The following is a 15,966-nucleotide window of genomic DNA, read 5'->3' as shown; positions in this document are numbered from 1 at the left end:
CCACAAATGCCATTGGGATCGAATCGGGGCGTGGCATAGATTACGGACCTGCATTGCACAGTAACGGCTGAAGCGCCGGGGCAGGTTCCGGCGATACAACCCAACTCTATAAAAACAATCAGGCATGTACGCATGCCCAAGGGTTATCTCCATGCACCCACACTCCGAGCACTCGCACACCCCCGATCAGGCATTTGAGGATCGCACTTACCGCAAGGTCATTTTCAGAATCCTCCCGGTGTTGCTGCTGTGTTACATCGCCGCTTACCTGGACCGGGTCAACATCGGCTTCGCCAAGCTGGACATGCTTAACGACCTGCAATTCAGCAACACCGTCTATGCACTGGGCGCCAGTATGTTTTTCTGGGGCTATTTCCTGTTTGAAGTGCCCAGCAACCTGTTACTGCATCGCTTTGGCGCACGCTTCTGGATCGCCCGCATCATGCTGACCTGGGCGGTCATCTCCATGGCGGTGGCGTTCACCGTGCCGCTGGCGAACTTTTTCGGTGTGCAGGCCAGCACCATGTTCTACACCCTGCGTTTTCTGCTGGGCGTGTGCGAGGCGGGCTTCTTTCCGGGCGTGATCCTGTACCTCAACTACTGGTTCCCGACCCATCGGCAAAGCCGCGTGATGTCCGGCTTTCTGATCGCGCTGCCGATCAGCCTGACCCTGGGCGGCGCGTTGTCGGGCTGGCTGATGACCGCCATGCAAGGCGTTCATGGCATGGCCGGCTGGCAGTGGATGTTGCTGATCGAAGGCTTGCCCTCGATCGTCATGGCCTTCGTGGTGATCGTCTGCCTGTGTGACGGCATCGACAAGGCCAAGTGGCTCAACGACAAGGAAAAGGCACTGCTCAAGGCCAATCTCAACAGTGAAAACGCCGGCAAGGTTTCGCGCCTGAGCGACGTATTCTTCAACCCCAAGGTGTGGTTGCTGACCCTGATTTTGCTGACCTTCAACACCGGCTTCTACGGCCTGGCGTTCTGGATGCCGTCGATCATCAAGAGTGCCGGCATCTCCAGCAGCCTGCACATTGGTTTGCTGACTGCGATTCCGTATGGCGTGGCGATGGTGGTCATGCTGCTCAATGCCCGTCACTCCAACCGCACCGGCGAGCGCCGTCTGCACGCCGCCGTGCCGGCCTTTATCGGCGGTATCGGCCTGATGCTCAGTGCGTACTTTGCCCATGACCTGGTGCTGTCGGTGCTGTTCCTGACCGTGGCCGCCTCGGGGATTCTCAGCCTGATGCCGATCTACTGGACCCTGCCTGGCACCTTGTTGTCTGGCGTTGCGGCGGCGGCGGGCATCGGCATGATCAACGCCTTCGGCAACCTGTCGGGCTTTGCCGGCTCGATGATTACCGCCACCGCTGAAACCCTGACTGGTGACATCAACAACGGCACCTATGTGCTGGCGCTGAGCCTGTTCATCTGTGGCGGCCTGATCCTGACCATTCCGCGCAGCATGCTCAGCAAGCATGAGAACCAAGCGCCGGTCGTGCCCACTCAACTGACCCCATCGAAGGCCTGAACATGAACACTAAACGTGTACTGATTACCGCCGCCGGCCAGGGCATCGGCCTGGCCAGCGCCAAAGCCTTCGTCGCCGCCGGTGCCGAGGTGATTGCGACCGACGTGGACATTCGCGGGTTGGCCGATATTCAGGGCTTACAGGCACTGACCCTGGATGTCACCTCGGCACAAGCGATCGAGGCGCTCAGCGAACAGATTGGCCCGATCGACGTGCTGTTCAACTGCGCAGGCTACGTACACGCCGGCAGCATACTGACCTGTGATGAGGCTGCGTGGGCGCGTTCGCTGGACCTCAACGTCACCGCCATGTACCGCACCATTCGGGCTTTTTTACCCGGCATGCTGGCGCGTGGCGGCGGTTCGATCATCAACATGGCTTCGGTGGTCTCCAGCGTCAAGGCGGTGCCCAACCGTTTTGCCTATGCGGCCAGCAAGGCGGCGGTGGTCGGCTTGACCAAGGCGGTGGCGGCCGATTTCGTCGCTCAAGGCATTCGTTGCAACGCTATTTGCCCAGGCACGGTGGAATCGCCGTCGCTGCGTGCACGCATCGCCGAGCAGGCGTTGCAACAGGGCGTCAGTGAAGAGCAGGTGTACCAGCAGTTTCTGGCGCGTCAGCCGATGGGCCGCATCGGCACGCCGGAGGAAATCGCCCAACTGGTGGTCTACCTGGGTTCCGACGCCAGCGCCTACACCACAGGAAGCCTGCACGTCATCGATGGCGGCATGAGCATCTGAATCCCGTTTGTCGTAGGAGCGGCCGGGCGGCGATCCGCTTTAGCCGCGAACGGCCACACCGCAGATTTGTGGCGCCTGCTTCCCGGCTAAAGCCAGTCCTACGGTGTTCCAACCACATTAAGGAGCAACCATGAAATTACTTCGTTATGGCGACAAAGGCGCAGAGAAACCCGGACTGCTGGATGCCGATAACCAGATGCGCGACCTGTCTGCCCATGTGGCCGACATCGCAGGTGAAACCCTGACGCCGGCAGGTCTTGCCGCCCTGGCAAAGATTGACCCCAACAGTTTGCCGCTGGTGCCTGGCAATCCTCGCTTGGGTGCCTGTGTCGGCCAGGTCGGCAAGTTTGTCTGTATCGGCCTGAACTACGCCGACCATGCCGCCGAGTCGGGCATGGACGTGCCGAAAGAGCCGATCATTTTCAACAAATGGACCAGTGCCATTTGCGGCCCCAACGACGACATCGAAATTCCGCGTGGCTCGGTCAAGACCGACTGGGAAGTGGAGTTGGGCGTGGTGATCGGCAAAGGCGGGCGCAACATCGATGAAGCCAATGCGATGGAGCATGTGGCCGGCTATTGCGTGATCAATGATGTGTCCGAGCGCGAATGGCAACTGGAACGCGGCGGCAGTTGGGACAAGGGTAAAGGCTTCGACACCTTCGGGCCTTTGGGGCCGTGGCTGGTGACTCGCGACGAAATCGCCGACCCGCACGCGCTGGACCTGTGGCTGGAAGTCGACGGCCACCGTTACCAGCAAGGCAACACCCGCACCCTGATCTTCAGCGTGCCGCAGTTGATTGCCTACCTGAGCCGCTGCATGAGCCTGCAACCGGGCGACGTGATCTCCACCGGCACGCCACCTGGCGTCGGCCTGGGCATCAAGCCGACACCGGTATTCCTGCGCGCCGGGCAGACCATACGTCTGGGGATTGAAGGGTTGGGCGAACAGCGACAAGTGACCGTGCAGGCCGATTGATCGGCCGTAGGACCGGCTGTAGGACCGGCTTTAGCCGGGAAGCAGACGCCACTGTTTCGCGTCGTAGCCTCCGCAGCTAAAGCAGCTCCTACGGATTAATGCCAATCAGTCAAGGCACAACACGGCCCCGTAGGACCGGCTTTAGCCGGGAAAGCAGACGACACTTATTCGTTACCACGAATACTTGACGCTGGTCAGCAGCGTGCGGCGCATGCCTGGGTAGCACTCGTAAGAGTCATCACAGGTCGCCACATACTCGGTGTCCAGCAGGTTCTGCGCGTTCACCGACAGCGTCACGTTCTTGTTGAGCGCGTAGCTGGCACCGGCATCGAACAGGGTGTAATTGTCGATGTGGTAGGTGTTGCCATTGTCGCCATACAACACGCCGGTGTAACGCGCGCCGGCGCCCAGGCTCAGGCCGTTGAGCAGGTTGTCGTGGAAGGTGTAGTTCAGCCAGGTCGAGGCCATGTGCTTGGGCACGTTGGCGGGGCGATTGCCCTCGTCGCCGCGGTTGCTTTTGGTGATCTCGGCGCGGGTCAGGGTGTAGGACGCAATCAAATCCCAGTTCTGGTCCAGGCGCGCCTTCAACTCCGCCTCGATACCGCGCGACTGCTGCTCGCCAGACGCCACGGTAAAACCGGTGTTGACGCCGTTGATGATCTCGGTGGTCAGCACGTTGGTCTTGGTCAGGTCGTAGGCCGCCAGGGTCATCAGCAGCGCATCGTTCGGCTGGTACTTCACACCGACTTCCCACTGCCGCGCTTCGCTGGGGTCAAACGCATTGGCGTTGCGGTCGGTGCCGGAGTTGGGGGTGAACGACTCGGCGTAGCTGATGTACGGCGCAAGACCTGCATCGGTGAGGTAAGTCAGGCCCAGGCGGCCGGTGAAGGCGTTGTCTTTCTGGTTGGTCGAGGCGCCGACATGGTTGTCGAAGTCGTTGCGCACATAGTCGTAACGTCCGCCGGCGGTCAGAATCCAGTGATCGTCGAACTTGATCTGGTCCTGCACATACGCGCCGACCTGCTCGATGGTCTGGTCGTAGTTGATCGAACTCAGGCTATTGGCCGACGAAGGGCGGGGAATGGCCTGGCCGTACTGCGGCGCGTAGATATTCAGGTTCGGTGCCCGAATCCGCCAGCGGGTGATATCGGCTTCTTGCCAGGTGTAGTCGACGCCCATCAGCAACTTGTGGGTCAGTGGGCCGGTGTTGAAGTCGGCCTGCAACTGGTTGTCGAGGTTGAAGGTGTTCATGTGCTGGTCAAAGCGGTCGGCGATGCGTGTCACGTTGCCGGTGCTGACATCGACGTCGGCGGGCAGCAGGTTCTGAAAGATCAGATCGACCTGACCGTAACGGGCGTTCTGGCGAAATTCCCAGGTGTCGTCCAGGCGATGGCGGAACTCGTAGCCGAAGCTGTATTGCTCCTGGTCCAGGTGGTTGAAGCTGTGGTCACCCATCAGGATATTGGTGGTGTGGCCGGTCGGGGTGCTGTAGGCGAACAGCGAACCACCGTTTTTATCGCGGGTGAAATCGCTGAGCAACGTCAGGCTGGTGTCTTCGTCCGGCGCCCAGGTGAGGGAGGGCGCGATGTACAGGCGGTCATCGTTCAGCTCGTGGCCGTCGGCGTAATCGACCTGGGTATTGGCTTCGCGCGCCAGGCCGACCACGCGGTACAGCAGGCTTTGGTCGTCGTTCAGCGCCCCGCCGATATCGAACTGGCCTTGCAGGCGGTCATGGTTGCCGCCGGTGAGCTGCACTTCATTGACGTGATTGGCTTCAGGCTTTTTACTCACCCGGTTGACGATGCCGCCAGCATCGCCCTGGCCAAACAGGCTGGAGGCCGGGCCGCGCACGACGTCGATGCGGTCGAAGGCATAAGGCTCGCTGCGGTAAAACGCATAGCTGTTGTTCTGTTGGCGCAAACCGTTGAGGTAGTCGCTGCTGGCCTGGCCGTTGAAGCCGCGAATGTACAGCCAGTCAAAACCCTTGGGGTCCAGGCCGTAGGCCTCGACCTTGACGCCCGGCACATAGCGCAGCGCATCGGTGACCGTTTGCGCGCCCTGGGCCTGCATCTGCTGGCGGGTGATCACCGAAATCGACTGCGGCACCTCAATCAGCGGCGTGTCGGTCTTGGTGCCGGCACTGCTGCGGGTGGCGACATAGCCTTCCACCGGGCCGGCAACCGGTTCAACCGAGCGGCCTGAAATAGGGGTGGGGTCCAGTTGCACCGTGCCTTCGACCAGCGGGATCAGCGAGTAGCTGCCATTGGCCAGTTGCACCGGCTGCAACTTGCTGCCGGCCAGCAGTTGGCGCAAGCCCGAGTCCACGGTGTAGCTGCCGCGCAAACCTGCAGACCGCTGCCCACGGGCGATCGCCGGGTCGAACGAAACGGTGACGCCGGTCACTGCGGAAAACTGCGCCAGCGCGCTGTTTACGGTGCCGGCAGGAATATCGAAACGGGTTTCAGCGGCGGTCTGCGCCCAGACCGGCTGCGCCACCATGACAGTGGCAAGGGGCATGCCCAAGGCCAGGCCGAGCACCGCCCGGCGCACGGCGCTGGCCAGTGTGTGAGGTTTTCCAATCGTTGCTGCGGACATACCGTTTCCTTAATCGCCCAAGTGGCAGTAATGGTGGCGTCTATTGCGCCTCTCTCTACCAAGTCGAACGAGAATCAGAATCGACAACACCTGAGCGTAAATTATTTTCAGGCGGGGGTTACACGGGTCCAGTAACGGCTGAAATGCTGGATGCGCACGGGCAGGGTGGACGACAGGTTTTCCAGAATGGTGTCGATATTGGCCAGGTTGAACGCCCCGGAAATACGCAGCCCCGCGACAACCGGATCACAGCCAAGGTAACCCGGCCGATAACGCTGCAGCTCGGTGACTACCTCAACCAGACGCCAGTCATCGACCACCAGCAAACCCCGGCTCCAGGCGTCGGCTTGCAGGCTGGCCGGTTGCACGCTGCCCAACTGGTCCTGACGAAACAGCAGTTGCTGGCCGGCATTGACGCGCAGTGCCGGGCTCATCGAAGCGGTGCGCACCTCGACGGCATGTTCCAGCACGCACACGCGGGTGCTGTCATCTTCACGGTGCACGGTAAAGCGCGTGCCCAGCGCGCGAATGCTGCCCTCGCGGGTGTGGACGACAAAGGGCCGACCCTGCGTGTCGCGCGCGGTTTCAACCAGGATTTCGCCGCGCAGCACGTGCACCTCGCGCAAGGTGGCGCTGTAACGGATATTCACCGCCGTGGCGGTATTGAGGTGCAACTGGCTGCCGTCTTCAAGGCGCAGGCTGCGGCGCTCGCCGGTGGCGGTGCGCTGGTCGGCCATCAGCGTCGGCAGTGGCGTGGTACGCCAGGCCAGGGTGCCGCCAGCGCCGGCGACGATCAGCAACGACAGCACCTTGAGCACTTCGCGGCGTTTGGCGCGGGCGTTGCTCAGGGTCGGGCGGGCGATGCCAGAACCGACCCGCTCGAAGCGCTCTTGCATGTGCGTCAGCCGGTCCCACGCCAGGCGATTGCCCGGCGCGCCTTCAAGCCAGCGCCTATGCGCTTCGCGGGTGGCCTCATCCAGATCGTCGCAACGCAGGTCGACATACCAGCGCGCGGCAGCCTCGAGGGTGGCGTGATCGACCTTCACGGTTTATTCCTCGCTGGCCAGCAGGCACTGCATCAAGGCGCGCACGGCGTGCTTCTTGACCGTGTTGACCGAGACATCCAGCTGCCGGGCGATCTCGACATAGCTCAAGCCATCGAGCTGCGACATCAGGAAAATCTCCCGCGTGCGACTGCCAAGGCCATCGAGCAAACGGTCGATTTCCAGCAGGGTTTCAATGATCAGCAAGCGCGTTTCAGGCGAGATATCCAGCGCCTCGGGCCGTGCTGCCAGGGTTTCCAGATACGCCTGCTCCAGCGCGCGGCGGCGGAACATGTCGATCATCAGGCTGCGCGCAATGGTGCTCAGGTAAGCCCTCGGTTCGCGCAATTGCGGCGCCGTGCGCTGGGTCAGCACCCGGATGAAGGTGTCCTGGGCCAGGTCCGCCGCATGATCGACGCAGCCCAGCCGCTTGCGCAACCAGCCACACAGCCAGGAATGGTGGTCGGTGTAAAGGCTGTGCACGGCCTGTTGCTGTGTGAGGTCGACAGAGGACATGGCTGAAACCTGAGAAGAAGGACTTATCTGATAATGAATCTCATTTTCTGGTCTGTCGGGGGATTTGGCAAGGGGGTGGGTGCGGGCATCACCACACGGTCCAGGCCACTCAGCAAAAAACCGGAACCTACTGCTGCTTTCTCCCTCATAGACGTAACAAGCAAAGGAGCCGCCGCTATGGAACAGTTAGTCTTGGTCGTGGAGGATGAGCCGGTTCTGCTGGAACTGGCTCAGGAAATTCTGGAACTGGGTGAGATCAACGCCGTGGGTGCCCCCAACGCCGATGAGGCATTGCGTGTTCTGGAACGTGTAGCCGGTATTGGTCTGGTCATCACAGACATTAAAATGCCGGGCAAGATCAACGGCTTCGAGCTGGCCTGGTTGATCGCAGAGCGCTGGCCGCACATCCCCGTGCTGGTGACCTCTGGCCATCAGATGATCAGACCGGATGAGCTGCCACCGCATGCCTGCTTTATGCCAAAGCCCTGGCTGATCAGCGATTTTCTCGACAAATCCAAGGAAATGCTGCTGGAGGCCCAGGGTTATCAGCGTTCACCCTCGACGCTCACACCTGGCCTGCATTCGTAAGCAGGGCAGGTGCTGTTGCCGCATCAATGCGGCCACTGCTCCAGCAGAATCGACACAAACTTTTCTGCCGCTGGCGACAGCGATGCCCCGCGTCGATACACCAGCCCCAGGGTACGGTTGACCACCGGGTCTTTCAGCGGAATGCTCACCAGTGTCGGGTGATCGGCGGCCGGCATGGCCAGGCTGGGCATCGCCGAAACACCCAGCCCGGCCTCGACCATGCCTAATGACGTCGACAAGTGCTGCACCTCGTAAAACCACTGCGGGCGCCAGCTCAGCCCGGACAGGGCGTGGTCGAGCAGCATGCGGTTACCGCTCAGGCGGCCGACGCCGATCAGCCGGTAATCACTGAGTTCCGACCAGGTGATCGAGGCGCGGCTGGCCAGCTCGTGGTCGCGCCGACAAGCCAGCACGAAAGGTTCGTTGACCAGTGGCACGAACTCGATGTCGGGGTGCTGGCCGCTCATCATGTTGATGCCGAAATCCGCCTCGCCACGCAGCACCGCTTCCAGGCCTTCGTTGGCGCTGAGGTCGAGCAGGCGGATGCGGATTTTCGGGTAGCGCTCGTTGTACAGGCGAATCACCGAAGGCAAAAAGTAGAACGCCGCCGTCGGAATGCAGGCCAGCGTCACCTGGCCCACCTGGCGTTCGGCAAGCTCGCGAATGTTCAGAATCGAGTCGTCGAAGTCATCCAGCAAGCGCCGCGCCTTGGGCAGGAAATCCCGTCCCACGCTTGTAAGGCTGACCTTACGCGTCGTGCGGTCAAGCAAGGTGGTGCCCAAGCCCTCTTCAAGTTTCTTGATGCGCCGGCTGAGGGCTGGTTGCGATAGATGAAGGGCGTCGGCTGCCTCGTGAAAACTCCCCAGTTCGGCGATTTTCACGAAAGATCGGATGTCTTGCAGCTCATATTCCATGGTTTGTCCTCTAATAAGCTTCGCGCTGGCGGGGCGTAGCTCACGATAATTCAATCATGCACATATCGCAATAATCACTCTGATCTTTGCATTTGAATGACTGCAACTTCCCTGACACTCTTGCTCAAAGAACATCAAAAACCCCGATTGATTAGCAAGAGTTAAGGTCATGCAACGAATTCCGTGTGTACTCATGCGTGGCGGCACCTCCAAAGGGCCTGTGTTCCTGGCCTGGGACTTGCCGACTGCCATCGAAGAACGTGACGAACTGCTGCTCAACCTGATGGGCTCGGGCCACGAACTGGAAATCGACGGCATCGGCGGCGGCAGCCCGCAAACCAGCAAGGTCGCGATTGTCAGCCCGTCGCTGCATGCCGATGCGGATGTCGATTACCTGTTCGTGCAGGTGATGGTTGCCGAGCGCCGCGTGGATACCGCCCCCAACTGCGGCAACATGCTCTGCGCTGTCGGGCCTTTCGCCATCGAGCAAGGCCTGGTCAAGGCCAAGGGCGATCAGACCCTGGTGCGCATTCGCAACCTCAACACCGGCACGTTTGTGAACTCCGAGGTGCAGACCCCCAATGGCCTCGTCAGCTACGAGGGCGACACCGCTATCGATGGTGTGCCGGGTACGGCGGCGCCGGTGCAACTGACCTTTCTGGATGCCGCAGGCAGCAAGACCGGCAAGCTGTTTCCTACCGGAAATACTCAGGATGTGATCGACGGTATCCCGGTGACCTGCATCGACATGGCCATGCCGATGGTGCTGATCGAAGCCAGCCAACTGGGCAAGCGCGGTGATGAAACCCCGGCGCAACTGGACAGCGACAAAGTCTTTCTCAAACGTCTGGAAAGCCTGCGGCTGCAAGCCGGCCTGGCCATGGGCCTGGGCGATGTCAGCAATAAGGTGATTCCCAAGCCGGTGCTGGTCTCCAGACCCTTCGCCGACGGCACGATCTCGGTGCGTTATTTCATGCCGCATAACTGCCATCGGGCGCTGGCCATTACCGGTTCGATCGGCCTGGCTACCGCCTGCGTCAGCCCTGGCAGCGTGGTCGCGCAGTTGCTGGGCAACAGCCCTGAACCGCGCCTGCAACGTGTACGTATCGAACACCCCAGCGGCGGCATCGACGTGGTCTTGTCGTACATCGGTGAAAACGGCGAAACGATTCGTGCCTCTGTGGTGCGCACCGCACGCCGGTTGTTTTCGGGTTTTGTTTACGCCCCTGTTTCGCAACGCCTGGCCGGTTAACCGCGGTCAGTACGGTTTTGCATCAGCACAATTCTAAAAAATGGGTGATGCCATGAAAGTTGTTAAATCGCTCTACTTCCAAATTGTCTGCGCCGTGGTTCTGGGCGTACTGGTCGGGCACTTCTGGGCCCAACAGGCCGTTGCCCTGAAGCCATTGGGTGATGCGTTCATCAAGCTGATCAAGATGATGATTGCGCCGGTGGTGTTCTGCACCATCGTCACCGGCATCGCCGGCATGAGCGACAAACGTTCGCTGGGTCGCCTGCTGAGCAAGACCATGTTGCTGTTTCTCGGCCTGACGGTGATCAGCCTGATCATCGGCCTGGTGGCGGTGTACCTGTTCAAGCCGGGTGCCAGCATGAACATCGACCCCAGCCAGTTGAGCACCCAGGGCTTGTCGCAATACACCGACTCGGCGGCCAAGCTGAGTGTGGTTGAGTTCTTCATGCACATCATCCCCGAGACCTTCGTGGGGGCGTTCAACAAGGGCGAAGTGTTGCCGGTGTTGTTCATTGCCGTGCTCAGCGGCTTTGCCCTGTCGTCGCTGGGCGAGCGCGGCAAACCGGTGCTGACGGTGCTGGAATCGGCCTCGCACATGGTCTTCAAGATCTTCGCTTACCTGATGCGCTTCGCTCCGGTCGGTGCGTTCGGTGCCCTGGCCTTTACCGTGGGCCAGTACGGCATCACCTCGCTGGGTTCGCTGGCCAAGCTGATCATGACCTTGTACATCGCCTGCGGCTTCTTTGTCTTCGTGGTACTGGGCAGTATTTGCCGCGCTCACGGCTTCAGCCTGTGGAAACTGCTGCGCTACTTCCGTGAAGAGTTTCTGGTGGTGCTGGGCACCTCGTCGACCGAGCCTGTGATGCCGCGCATGCTGGAAAAACTCCAGGCCCTGGGCTGCAAAAAGAGCATCGTCGGGCTGGTGTTGCCCACCGGTTACTCGTTCAACCTCGACGGCACGGCGATCTACCTGTCGCTGGCGGCGATCTTCATTGCCCAGGCCTGCAACATCGACCTGAGTGCCGGGCAGGTCATCACCATGCTGGCGATCATGCTGCTGTCGTCCAAAGGTGCGGCGGGCGTTACCGGCAGCGGCTTCGTGGCACTGGCCTCGACCCTGACGGTGATCCACGACATCCCGCTGGCGGGTCTGGCGCTGCTGATCGGCATCGACCGCTTCATGTCCGAAGCTCGCGCCTTGACCAGCCTGGCCAGTAACGCGGTGGCCACTGTGGTCATCGCGATCTCGGAAAAAGGCTGCGACCGCCAGGTGCTGCAAGACGCACTGGACGGCAAGGTCACTCAGACGGTCAGTACAGCCGATGAGGCCTGGGACACCACCCCGGTGACCAAACACAGCTAAACCGCAGCATCCCAAACCCTTTAGCAAACGTCTGCGCCGGGCTTCCTTGATCGGGAAGCCCAGCGCCCAGGGGACCGTGCGCCTGTGCGCCGGCCAATCTGCCAATAACAACAAGAGAATTCACTATGCTCGCACTCCTTGGCCTGGCCATGGTCGTGGTGTTCACCTACCTGATCATGAGCAAACGCCTCTCGCCCATCGTCGCCCTGACTGTGGTGCCAATCGTGTTCGCGGTGATCGGCGGCTTTGCCCCGACCACCGGCAAGATGATGCTCGACGGCCTGAAAATGGTCGCGCCTTCCGCTGCACTGTTGCTGTTCGCCATCCTGTTTTTCGGCCTGATGATCGATGCCGGCCTGTTCGACCCGCTGATCCGCAAGATCCTCAAGCGTGTGAATGGCGACCCGATGAAAATCGCCATCGGCACCGCGCTGCTGTCGCTGGTGGTCGCGCTGGACGGTGACGGCACCACCACCTACATGATCACCTGCGCGGCGATGCTGCCGTTGTACAAGCGCATCGGCATGAACCCGATGATCCTGGCGACCATTGCCATGCTGTCGCTGAGCATCATGAGCGGTATGACTCCGTGGGGCGGGCCTGCAACCCGCGCCATTGCAGCGTTGGGCCTGGATGCCGGCGAGTACTTCGTGCCGCTGTTGCCGACCATGATCGGCGGCGCGATGTGGGTGGTGTTTACCGCGTTTCTGCTGGGCCGTGCCGAGCGCAAGCGCATTGGCAATATCCAGCTGCAAAGCGGCGGTGGTGATTGCTACATCAATGAGATTCTGGCCAATACACCGCACAAACGTCTCAAGCTGGCTTACGTCAACCTGGCGCTGGTCATCGCAGTCATGGTTGCGCTGGTGATGGGCGTCATGCATTCGGCGGTGCTGTTCCTGATCGGTTTCGTCATCGCGCTGATGATCAACTACCCGCAACTGGATGTTCAGAAAGAACGCATTCTGGCCCACTCGGGCAATGCCATGACCGTGGTGCTGTTGGTGTTTGCCGCCGGTATCTTCGCCGGGATCTTCTCCGGTACCAAGATGGTCGACGCCATGGCGCAAACCCTGGTCGAGTGGATTCCACCGTCGTGGGGCCATCTGTTCCCGCTGGTGGTGGCGATCACCAGCATGCCGCTGACCTTCGTGCTGTCCAACGATGCCTACTACTTTGGCGTGGTGCCGATCCTGGCCAACGCTGCCGCCGCCTACGGCATCTCGCCGCTGGAAATCGCCCGCGCCTCGATTTTGGGCCAGCCGGTGCACCTGATGAGCCCGCTGGTGGCCTCGACGTTGTTGCTGGTCGGCATGGTCGACCGTGACATCGGCGACTTCCAGAAGGCCACGGTCAAGTGGGCGGTGCTCACCTCGCTGGTGATTACCGCGCTGGCCCTGCTGACCGGCGCCATCAGCCTGTTCGTCTGATTCACCTGTTTCTGCCTTTCTAATAACAACAATGAGTCGTTTGCCATGAATAATCAGCTTACCCGCGGTGCTGTGTTGCCTCTGTTCGCCTTGCTGCCGCTGTCTTACGCCTGCGCTGAAGGTTTTGTCGATGACAGCAAGCTGAAGCTGCAAGCGCGTAATGTCTATTTCAATGAGAACTTTCGCGATGAACACGGCCTGAGCGCCAGCGCCGCACGCACGGCCAAGAGCGAGCGCACCGAATGGGCACAGGGCTTTTTGCTCGACTATCAGTCGGGCTTTACCCAGGGTACGGTGGGGGTGGGCGTCGATGCCATGGGCTTGCTGGGCGTCAGACTGGATTCGGGCCGTGGCCGCAGCGGTACCGGCCTGTTGCCTGTGCATGATGATGGGCGCGCCGCCGATGAGTTTTCCAGCGCTGGCGTGACCGCCAAGGCGAGGGTGGCCAAGACCACGATCAAGTACGGCACCTTGCTGCCCAAGACCCCGGTGCTGATCTACAACGATGCGCGCTTGCTGCCGCAAACCTACCAGGGCGCGAACTTCAGCAGCACCGACATCGACAACCTGACCCTCTCGGGCGGGCACCTCGATCGCTTCAAACTGCGCGACTCCAGCGACAGCATGCCCCTGATTCCCGATGGCTACCGAGGCGACAAAAGCGGCGATTTCAACTATGCCGGCGCCGAGTACAAGCTGGGCAAGACCGTACGCCTGAGCTACTTCTATGGCGAGCTGGAGAACTTCTATCAGCAGAACTTTGCGGGCATTCAGCATGATCTGCCGCTGGGCGCGGGCGTACTGACCAGCGATCTGCGCTACTTCCACAGCACTGACGCCGGTGCCGCCTATGACGGCAAGATCGATAACCAGATGCTCAGCGGCCAGTTGTCGTATGCACTGCTCGGGCACACGTTCAATGCCGGTTACCAGACCCTCAGCGGCGATGCGGGCCTGCCGTATATCAGCGGCGCGACTGTGTACTCGTTCAGCAACGTCGGCATTGGCAAGTTCATCGAGGAGGACGAGAAAACCTGGATGCTCGGCTATGCCTACGACTTCAAGCAACTGGGCGTACCGGGCCTGACCTTTTCGACCCGCTACCTGAGCGGCAACGACGACAAGTCCAACAGCACGATCAAGGAATGGGAGCGCGATGCAGAACTGGCCTATGTCGTGCAGTCCGGCAGCTTCAAGGGGCTGGGGGTCAAGTATCGCAACTACGTTTACCGCTCCGATTTCTCCCGTGGCCGCGACAGTAACCGCCTCTACCTGACCTACGACATCGCCCTCTGGTAGGGCGCTTGTTTCAAACGCATTCACAGCTTGGGTAGAGAGCGCGCACATGTCGTTCAAATCAAAAATATTGCTGCTGACGGTGTTGCCGGTGCTGTTTTTTGCGGTGCTGATCGGTGTCGCCACCACCGTCACGCTGATGGCGCGTGCCGAGCAGGACGTGCTCGATACCCGTGAACAACTGCTCGAACAGAGCCGTGCGCGGCTCAAGGATTACGCCAGCATCGCCCGCACGGCGGTGGCCGATCTGTATGAGCAGGCACCGCCTGGTGATCTGGCGGTGCGAGCGCAGGCGATTGCCCGGTTATCGAAAATCAAATACGGCGATGACGGTTATTTCATCGGTTACGACAGCCAGGTGATTCGCCTGTTTCGTGGCGACAGCCCTGAGGGCGTCGGCACCAACATGAGCGAGCGCAAGGACAAGAACGGCGTTTATCTCAACCGGGAAATGGTCGCCGCCGCCAAAAACGAGCGGCACTACGTCAACTATGCCGGCGCCTTGGTCAACACCGATCAGGTGGTGCCCAAGCTGGCCTACAGTTTTTACCTGGCCAAGTGGGACATGGTGGTGGTCACCGCCGTGAACCTTGACCGTATCGAAATCCAGGTCGCCCACGTTCGCGAGCAAGTGTCCGAGCGCGTGCGCAGCCTGGTCGTCGGTATTGCGCTTGCCGCGCTGGTCTTGCTGGTCGTGATCGGTCTGTTGGCGCGTGTGCTGGTCAACAGCAGCATGCGGCCACTGAATACCCTTCGCGTACACCTGGACGAAATCGCCGCTGGCGAAGGTGATCTCACCCGACGTCTGCCGGTCGACCGCCGCGATGAACTCGGGCAACTGGCGGTGTCGTTCAATGCCTTTGTCGACAAGATTCACGGGCTGGTGAGTCAGATCGTCGCGATGGGCGAGCAACTGAACAGCGCAGTGGGCGATGTCGCCGAGCAGAGCACGCGCATGGACCGCGCAATGGCGCTGCAGCGCCAGGAAACCGAACAGGTCGCCGCAGCGGTCAATCAAATGTCGGCGGCGGCTCAGGAAGTGGCGGTCAGCGCGCAGAATGCCTCGGACGCGGCATTGGAAACCGATCAACAATCACGCTTCGCTCGCCAGGTGGTGGACGACAGCAATCGCCGCATTCATTTGCTGACCTCCAACCTGTCCGAGGCCGGTGGCGCGTTGCACAGCCTGCAAAACGATGTGGTGGCGATTGTCACGGTGCTGGACGTCATCCGCTCCATCGCCGACCAGACCAACCTGCTGGCACTCAATGCCGCCATCGAGGCGGCACGTGCCGGCGAGGCGGGTCGCGGGTTTGCCGTGGTCGCCGATGAAGTTCGCGCGCTGGCCAGCCACACCCAGCGCAGCACCCAGGAAATCCAGGCCACCATCGAACGCCTCAAGCGCGCCACCGGCAGCGTGGTCGGCTCGATGCAACTGTCCACCGAAGCCGGGCAGGGCGCCAGCACCCAGGCGGCACAAGCGGAGCAGTCGCTGAGCAACATCGTCGGGTTGATCGGCACCATCAACGAAATGAACGCCCACATCGCCAGCGCCGCCGAGGAGCAAACCTCGGTGGCTCAGGAAATAAACCGCAGCGTGCACCAGATTGCGGGGTCTATCGACAGTGTCGCCGAACAGACGCAAACCAGCGTCAAGACGGTTGAGGACTTGAATGCCATTGGCATCCGGCTGCAACAGTTGTTGGGGCAGTTCAGGATTTG

General features: G+C 61.0%; 12 protein-coding genes and 2 pseudogenes. 10 read left to right on the top strand and 4 right to left on the bottom strand.

Features of this window, described 5'->3' with window-relative positions; genetic code table 11:
* The first annotated feature begins 151 nt into the window (after window positions 1-151).
* The 3 genes from ACYP2A_RS19250 (at window position 152) to ACYP2A_RS19240 (ending at window position 3,247) form a co-directional block, all read left to right on the top strand.
* A complete protein-coding gene (locus tag ACYP2A_RS19250; RefSeq protein ID WP_459747315.1) occupies window positions 152-1,531 on the top strand; it encodes an MFS transporter in 1,380 nt (459 codons plus the stop codon).
* Window positions 1,528-2,268, top strand: coding sequence for an SDR family oxidoreductase (locus ACYP2A_RS19245; protein WP_459747368.1), 741 nt, complete (start codon window positions 1,528-1,530; stop codon window positions 2,266-2,268). Before ACYP2A_RS19250 ends, ACYP2A_RS19245 begins: the two co-directional genes overlap by 4 nt.
* A 130-nt stretch (window positions 2,269-2,398) precedes the next feature.
* Window positions 2,399-3,247 (top strand): ureidoglycolate lyase, encoded by an 849-nt coding sequence (locus ACYP2A_RS19240; protein ID WP_459747313.1) that lies wholly within the window; start codon window positions 2,399-2,401, stop codon window positions 3,245-3,247.
* 171 nt (window positions 3,248-3,418) lie between these two features.
* On the opposite strand, the gene ACYP2A_RS19235 is transcribed toward ACYP2A_RS19240, so the two are convergent.
* The 3 genes from ACYP2A_RS19235 to ACYP2A_RS19225 form a co-directional block, all read right to left on the bottom strand.
* Window positions 3,419-5,842, bottom strand: a complete 2,424-nt coding sequence (locus ACYP2A_RS19235; RefSeq protein WP_459747311.1) for a TonB-dependent siderophore receptor — start codon at window positions 5,840-5,842, stop codon at window positions 3,419-3,421.
* Between the two features lie 107 nt (window positions 5,843-5,949).
* Window positions 5,950-6,888, bottom strand: coding sequence for a FecR domain-containing protein (locus tag ACYP2A_RS19230; protein ID WP_459747309.1), 939 nt, complete (start codon window positions 6,886-6,888; stop codon window positions 5,950-5,952).
* A 3-nt stretch (window positions 6,889-6,891) separates the two neighbouring features.
* Entirely contained in the window at window positions 6,892-7,401 is a 510-nt protein-coding gene (locus ACYP2A_RS19225) for a sigma-70 family RNA polymerase sigma factor (protein ID WP_459747308.1), read from the bottom strand.
* A 33-nt stretch (window positions 7,402-7,434) separates the two neighbouring features.
* On the opposite strand from ACYP2A_RS19225, the gene ACYP2A_RS19220 reads away from it, so the two are divergent.
* A complete protein-coding gene (locus ACYP2A_RS19220) occupies window positions 7,435-7,989 on the top strand; it encodes a response regulator (RefSeq protein ID WP_459747306.1) in 555 nt (184 codons plus the stop codon).
* 23 nt (window positions 7,990-8,012) lie between these two features.
* On the opposite strand, the gene ACYP2A_RS19215 is transcribed toward ACYP2A_RS19220, so the two are convergent.
* On the bottom strand, window positions 8,013-8,903 hold the full coding sequence (locus ACYP2A_RS19215) for a LysR family transcriptional regulator (RefSeq protein WP_459747304.1): 891 nt from the start codon (window positions 8,901-8,903) through the stop codon (window positions 8,013-8,015).
* Between the two features lie 169 nt (window positions 8,904-9,072).
* Between ACYP2A_RS19215 and ACYP2A_RS19210 the strand changes: the two genes are divergently transcribed.
* The 6 genes and pseudogenes from ACYP2A_RS19210 to ACYP2A_RS19185 form a co-directional block, all read left to right on the top strand.
* Entirely contained in the window at window positions 9,073-10,155 is a 1,083-nt protein-coding gene (locus ACYP2A_RS19210; RefSeq protein ID WP_459747303.1) for a 4-oxalomesaconate tautomerase, read from the top strand.
* Window positions 10,156-10,195: 40 nt separating this feature from the next.
* Window positions 10,196-11,518 (top strand): C4-dicarboxylate transporter DctA, encoded by a 1,323-nt coding sequence (gene dctA, locus ACYP2A_RS19205; RefSeq protein WP_459747301.1) that lies wholly within the window; start codon window positions 10,196-10,198, stop codon window positions 11,516-11,518.
* A 125-nt stretch (window positions 11,519-11,643) separates the two neighbouring features.
* Window positions 11,644-12,948 (top strand): CitMHS family transporter, encoded by a 1,305-nt coding sequence (locus ACYP2A_RS19200; RefSeq protein ID WP_459747300.1) that lies wholly within the window; start codon window positions 11,644-11,646, stop codon window positions 12,946-12,948.
* A gap of 45 nt (window positions 12,949-12,993) precedes the next feature.
* On the top strand, window positions 12,994-14,247 hold the full coding sequence (locus ACYP2A_RS19195; RefSeq protein WP_459747297.1) for an OprD family porin: 1,254 nt from the start codon (window positions 12,994-12,996) through the stop codon (window positions 14,245-14,247).
* 46 nt (window positions 14,248-14,293) lie between these two features.
* Window positions 14,294-15,061: pseudogene (locus ACYP2A_RS19190) on the top strand (cache domain-containing protein); the annotation flags it as partial.
* 396 nt (window positions 15,062-15,457) lie between these two features.
* Window positions 15,458-15,966, top strand: a pseudogene (locus tag ACYP2A_RS19185) (methyl-accepting chemotaxis protein); the annotation flags it as partial.

It is taken from the genome of Pseudomonas sp. 3A(2025), assembly GCF_054589175.1.
Note: the sequence above shows the minus strand (reverse complement) of the source record. Positions and strands in the feature narration are given on the sequence as shown.

Coding starts and splice junctions, on each gene's coding strand:
- ACYP2A_RS19250 (WP_459747315.1), top strand. CDS start 152: ATGCACCCACACTCCGAGCACTCGCACACCCCCGATCAGGCATTTGAG.
- ACYP2A_RS19240 (WP_459747313.1), top strand. CDS start 2,399: ATGAAATTACTTCGTTATGGCGACAAAGGCGCAGAGAAACCCGGACTG.
- ACYP2A_RS19235 (WP_459747311.1), bottom strand. CDS start 5,842: ATGTCCGCAGCAACGATTGGAAAACCTCACACACTGGCCAGCGCCGTG.
- ACYP2A_RS19225 (WP_459747308.1), bottom strand. CDS start 7,401: ATGTCCTCTGTCGACCTCACACAGCAACAGGCCGTGCACAGCCTTTAC.
- ACYP2A_RS19220 (WP_459747306.1), top strand. CDS start 7,435: ATGAATCTCATTTTCTGGTCTGTCGGGGGATTTGGCAAGGGGGTGGGT.
- ACYP2A_RS19215 (WP_459747304.1), bottom strand. CDS start 8,903: ATGGAATATGAGCTGCAAGACATCCGATCTTTCGTGAAAATCGCCGAA.
- ACYP2A_RS19210 (WP_459747303.1), top strand. CDS start 9,073: ATGCAACGAATTCCGTGTGTACTCATGCGTGGCGGCACCTCCAAAGGG.
- dctA (WP_459747301.1), top strand. CDS start 10,196: ATGGGTGATGCCATGAAAGTTGTTAAATCGCTCTACTTCCAAATTGTC.
- ACYP2A_RS19200 (WP_459747300.1), top strand. CDS start 11,644: ATGCTCGCACTCCTTGGCCTGGCCATGGTCGTGGTGTTCACCTACCTG.
- ACYP2A_RS19195 (WP_459747297.1), top strand. CDS start 12,994: ATGAATAATCAGCTTACCCGCGGTGCTGTGTTGCCTCTGTTCGCCTTG.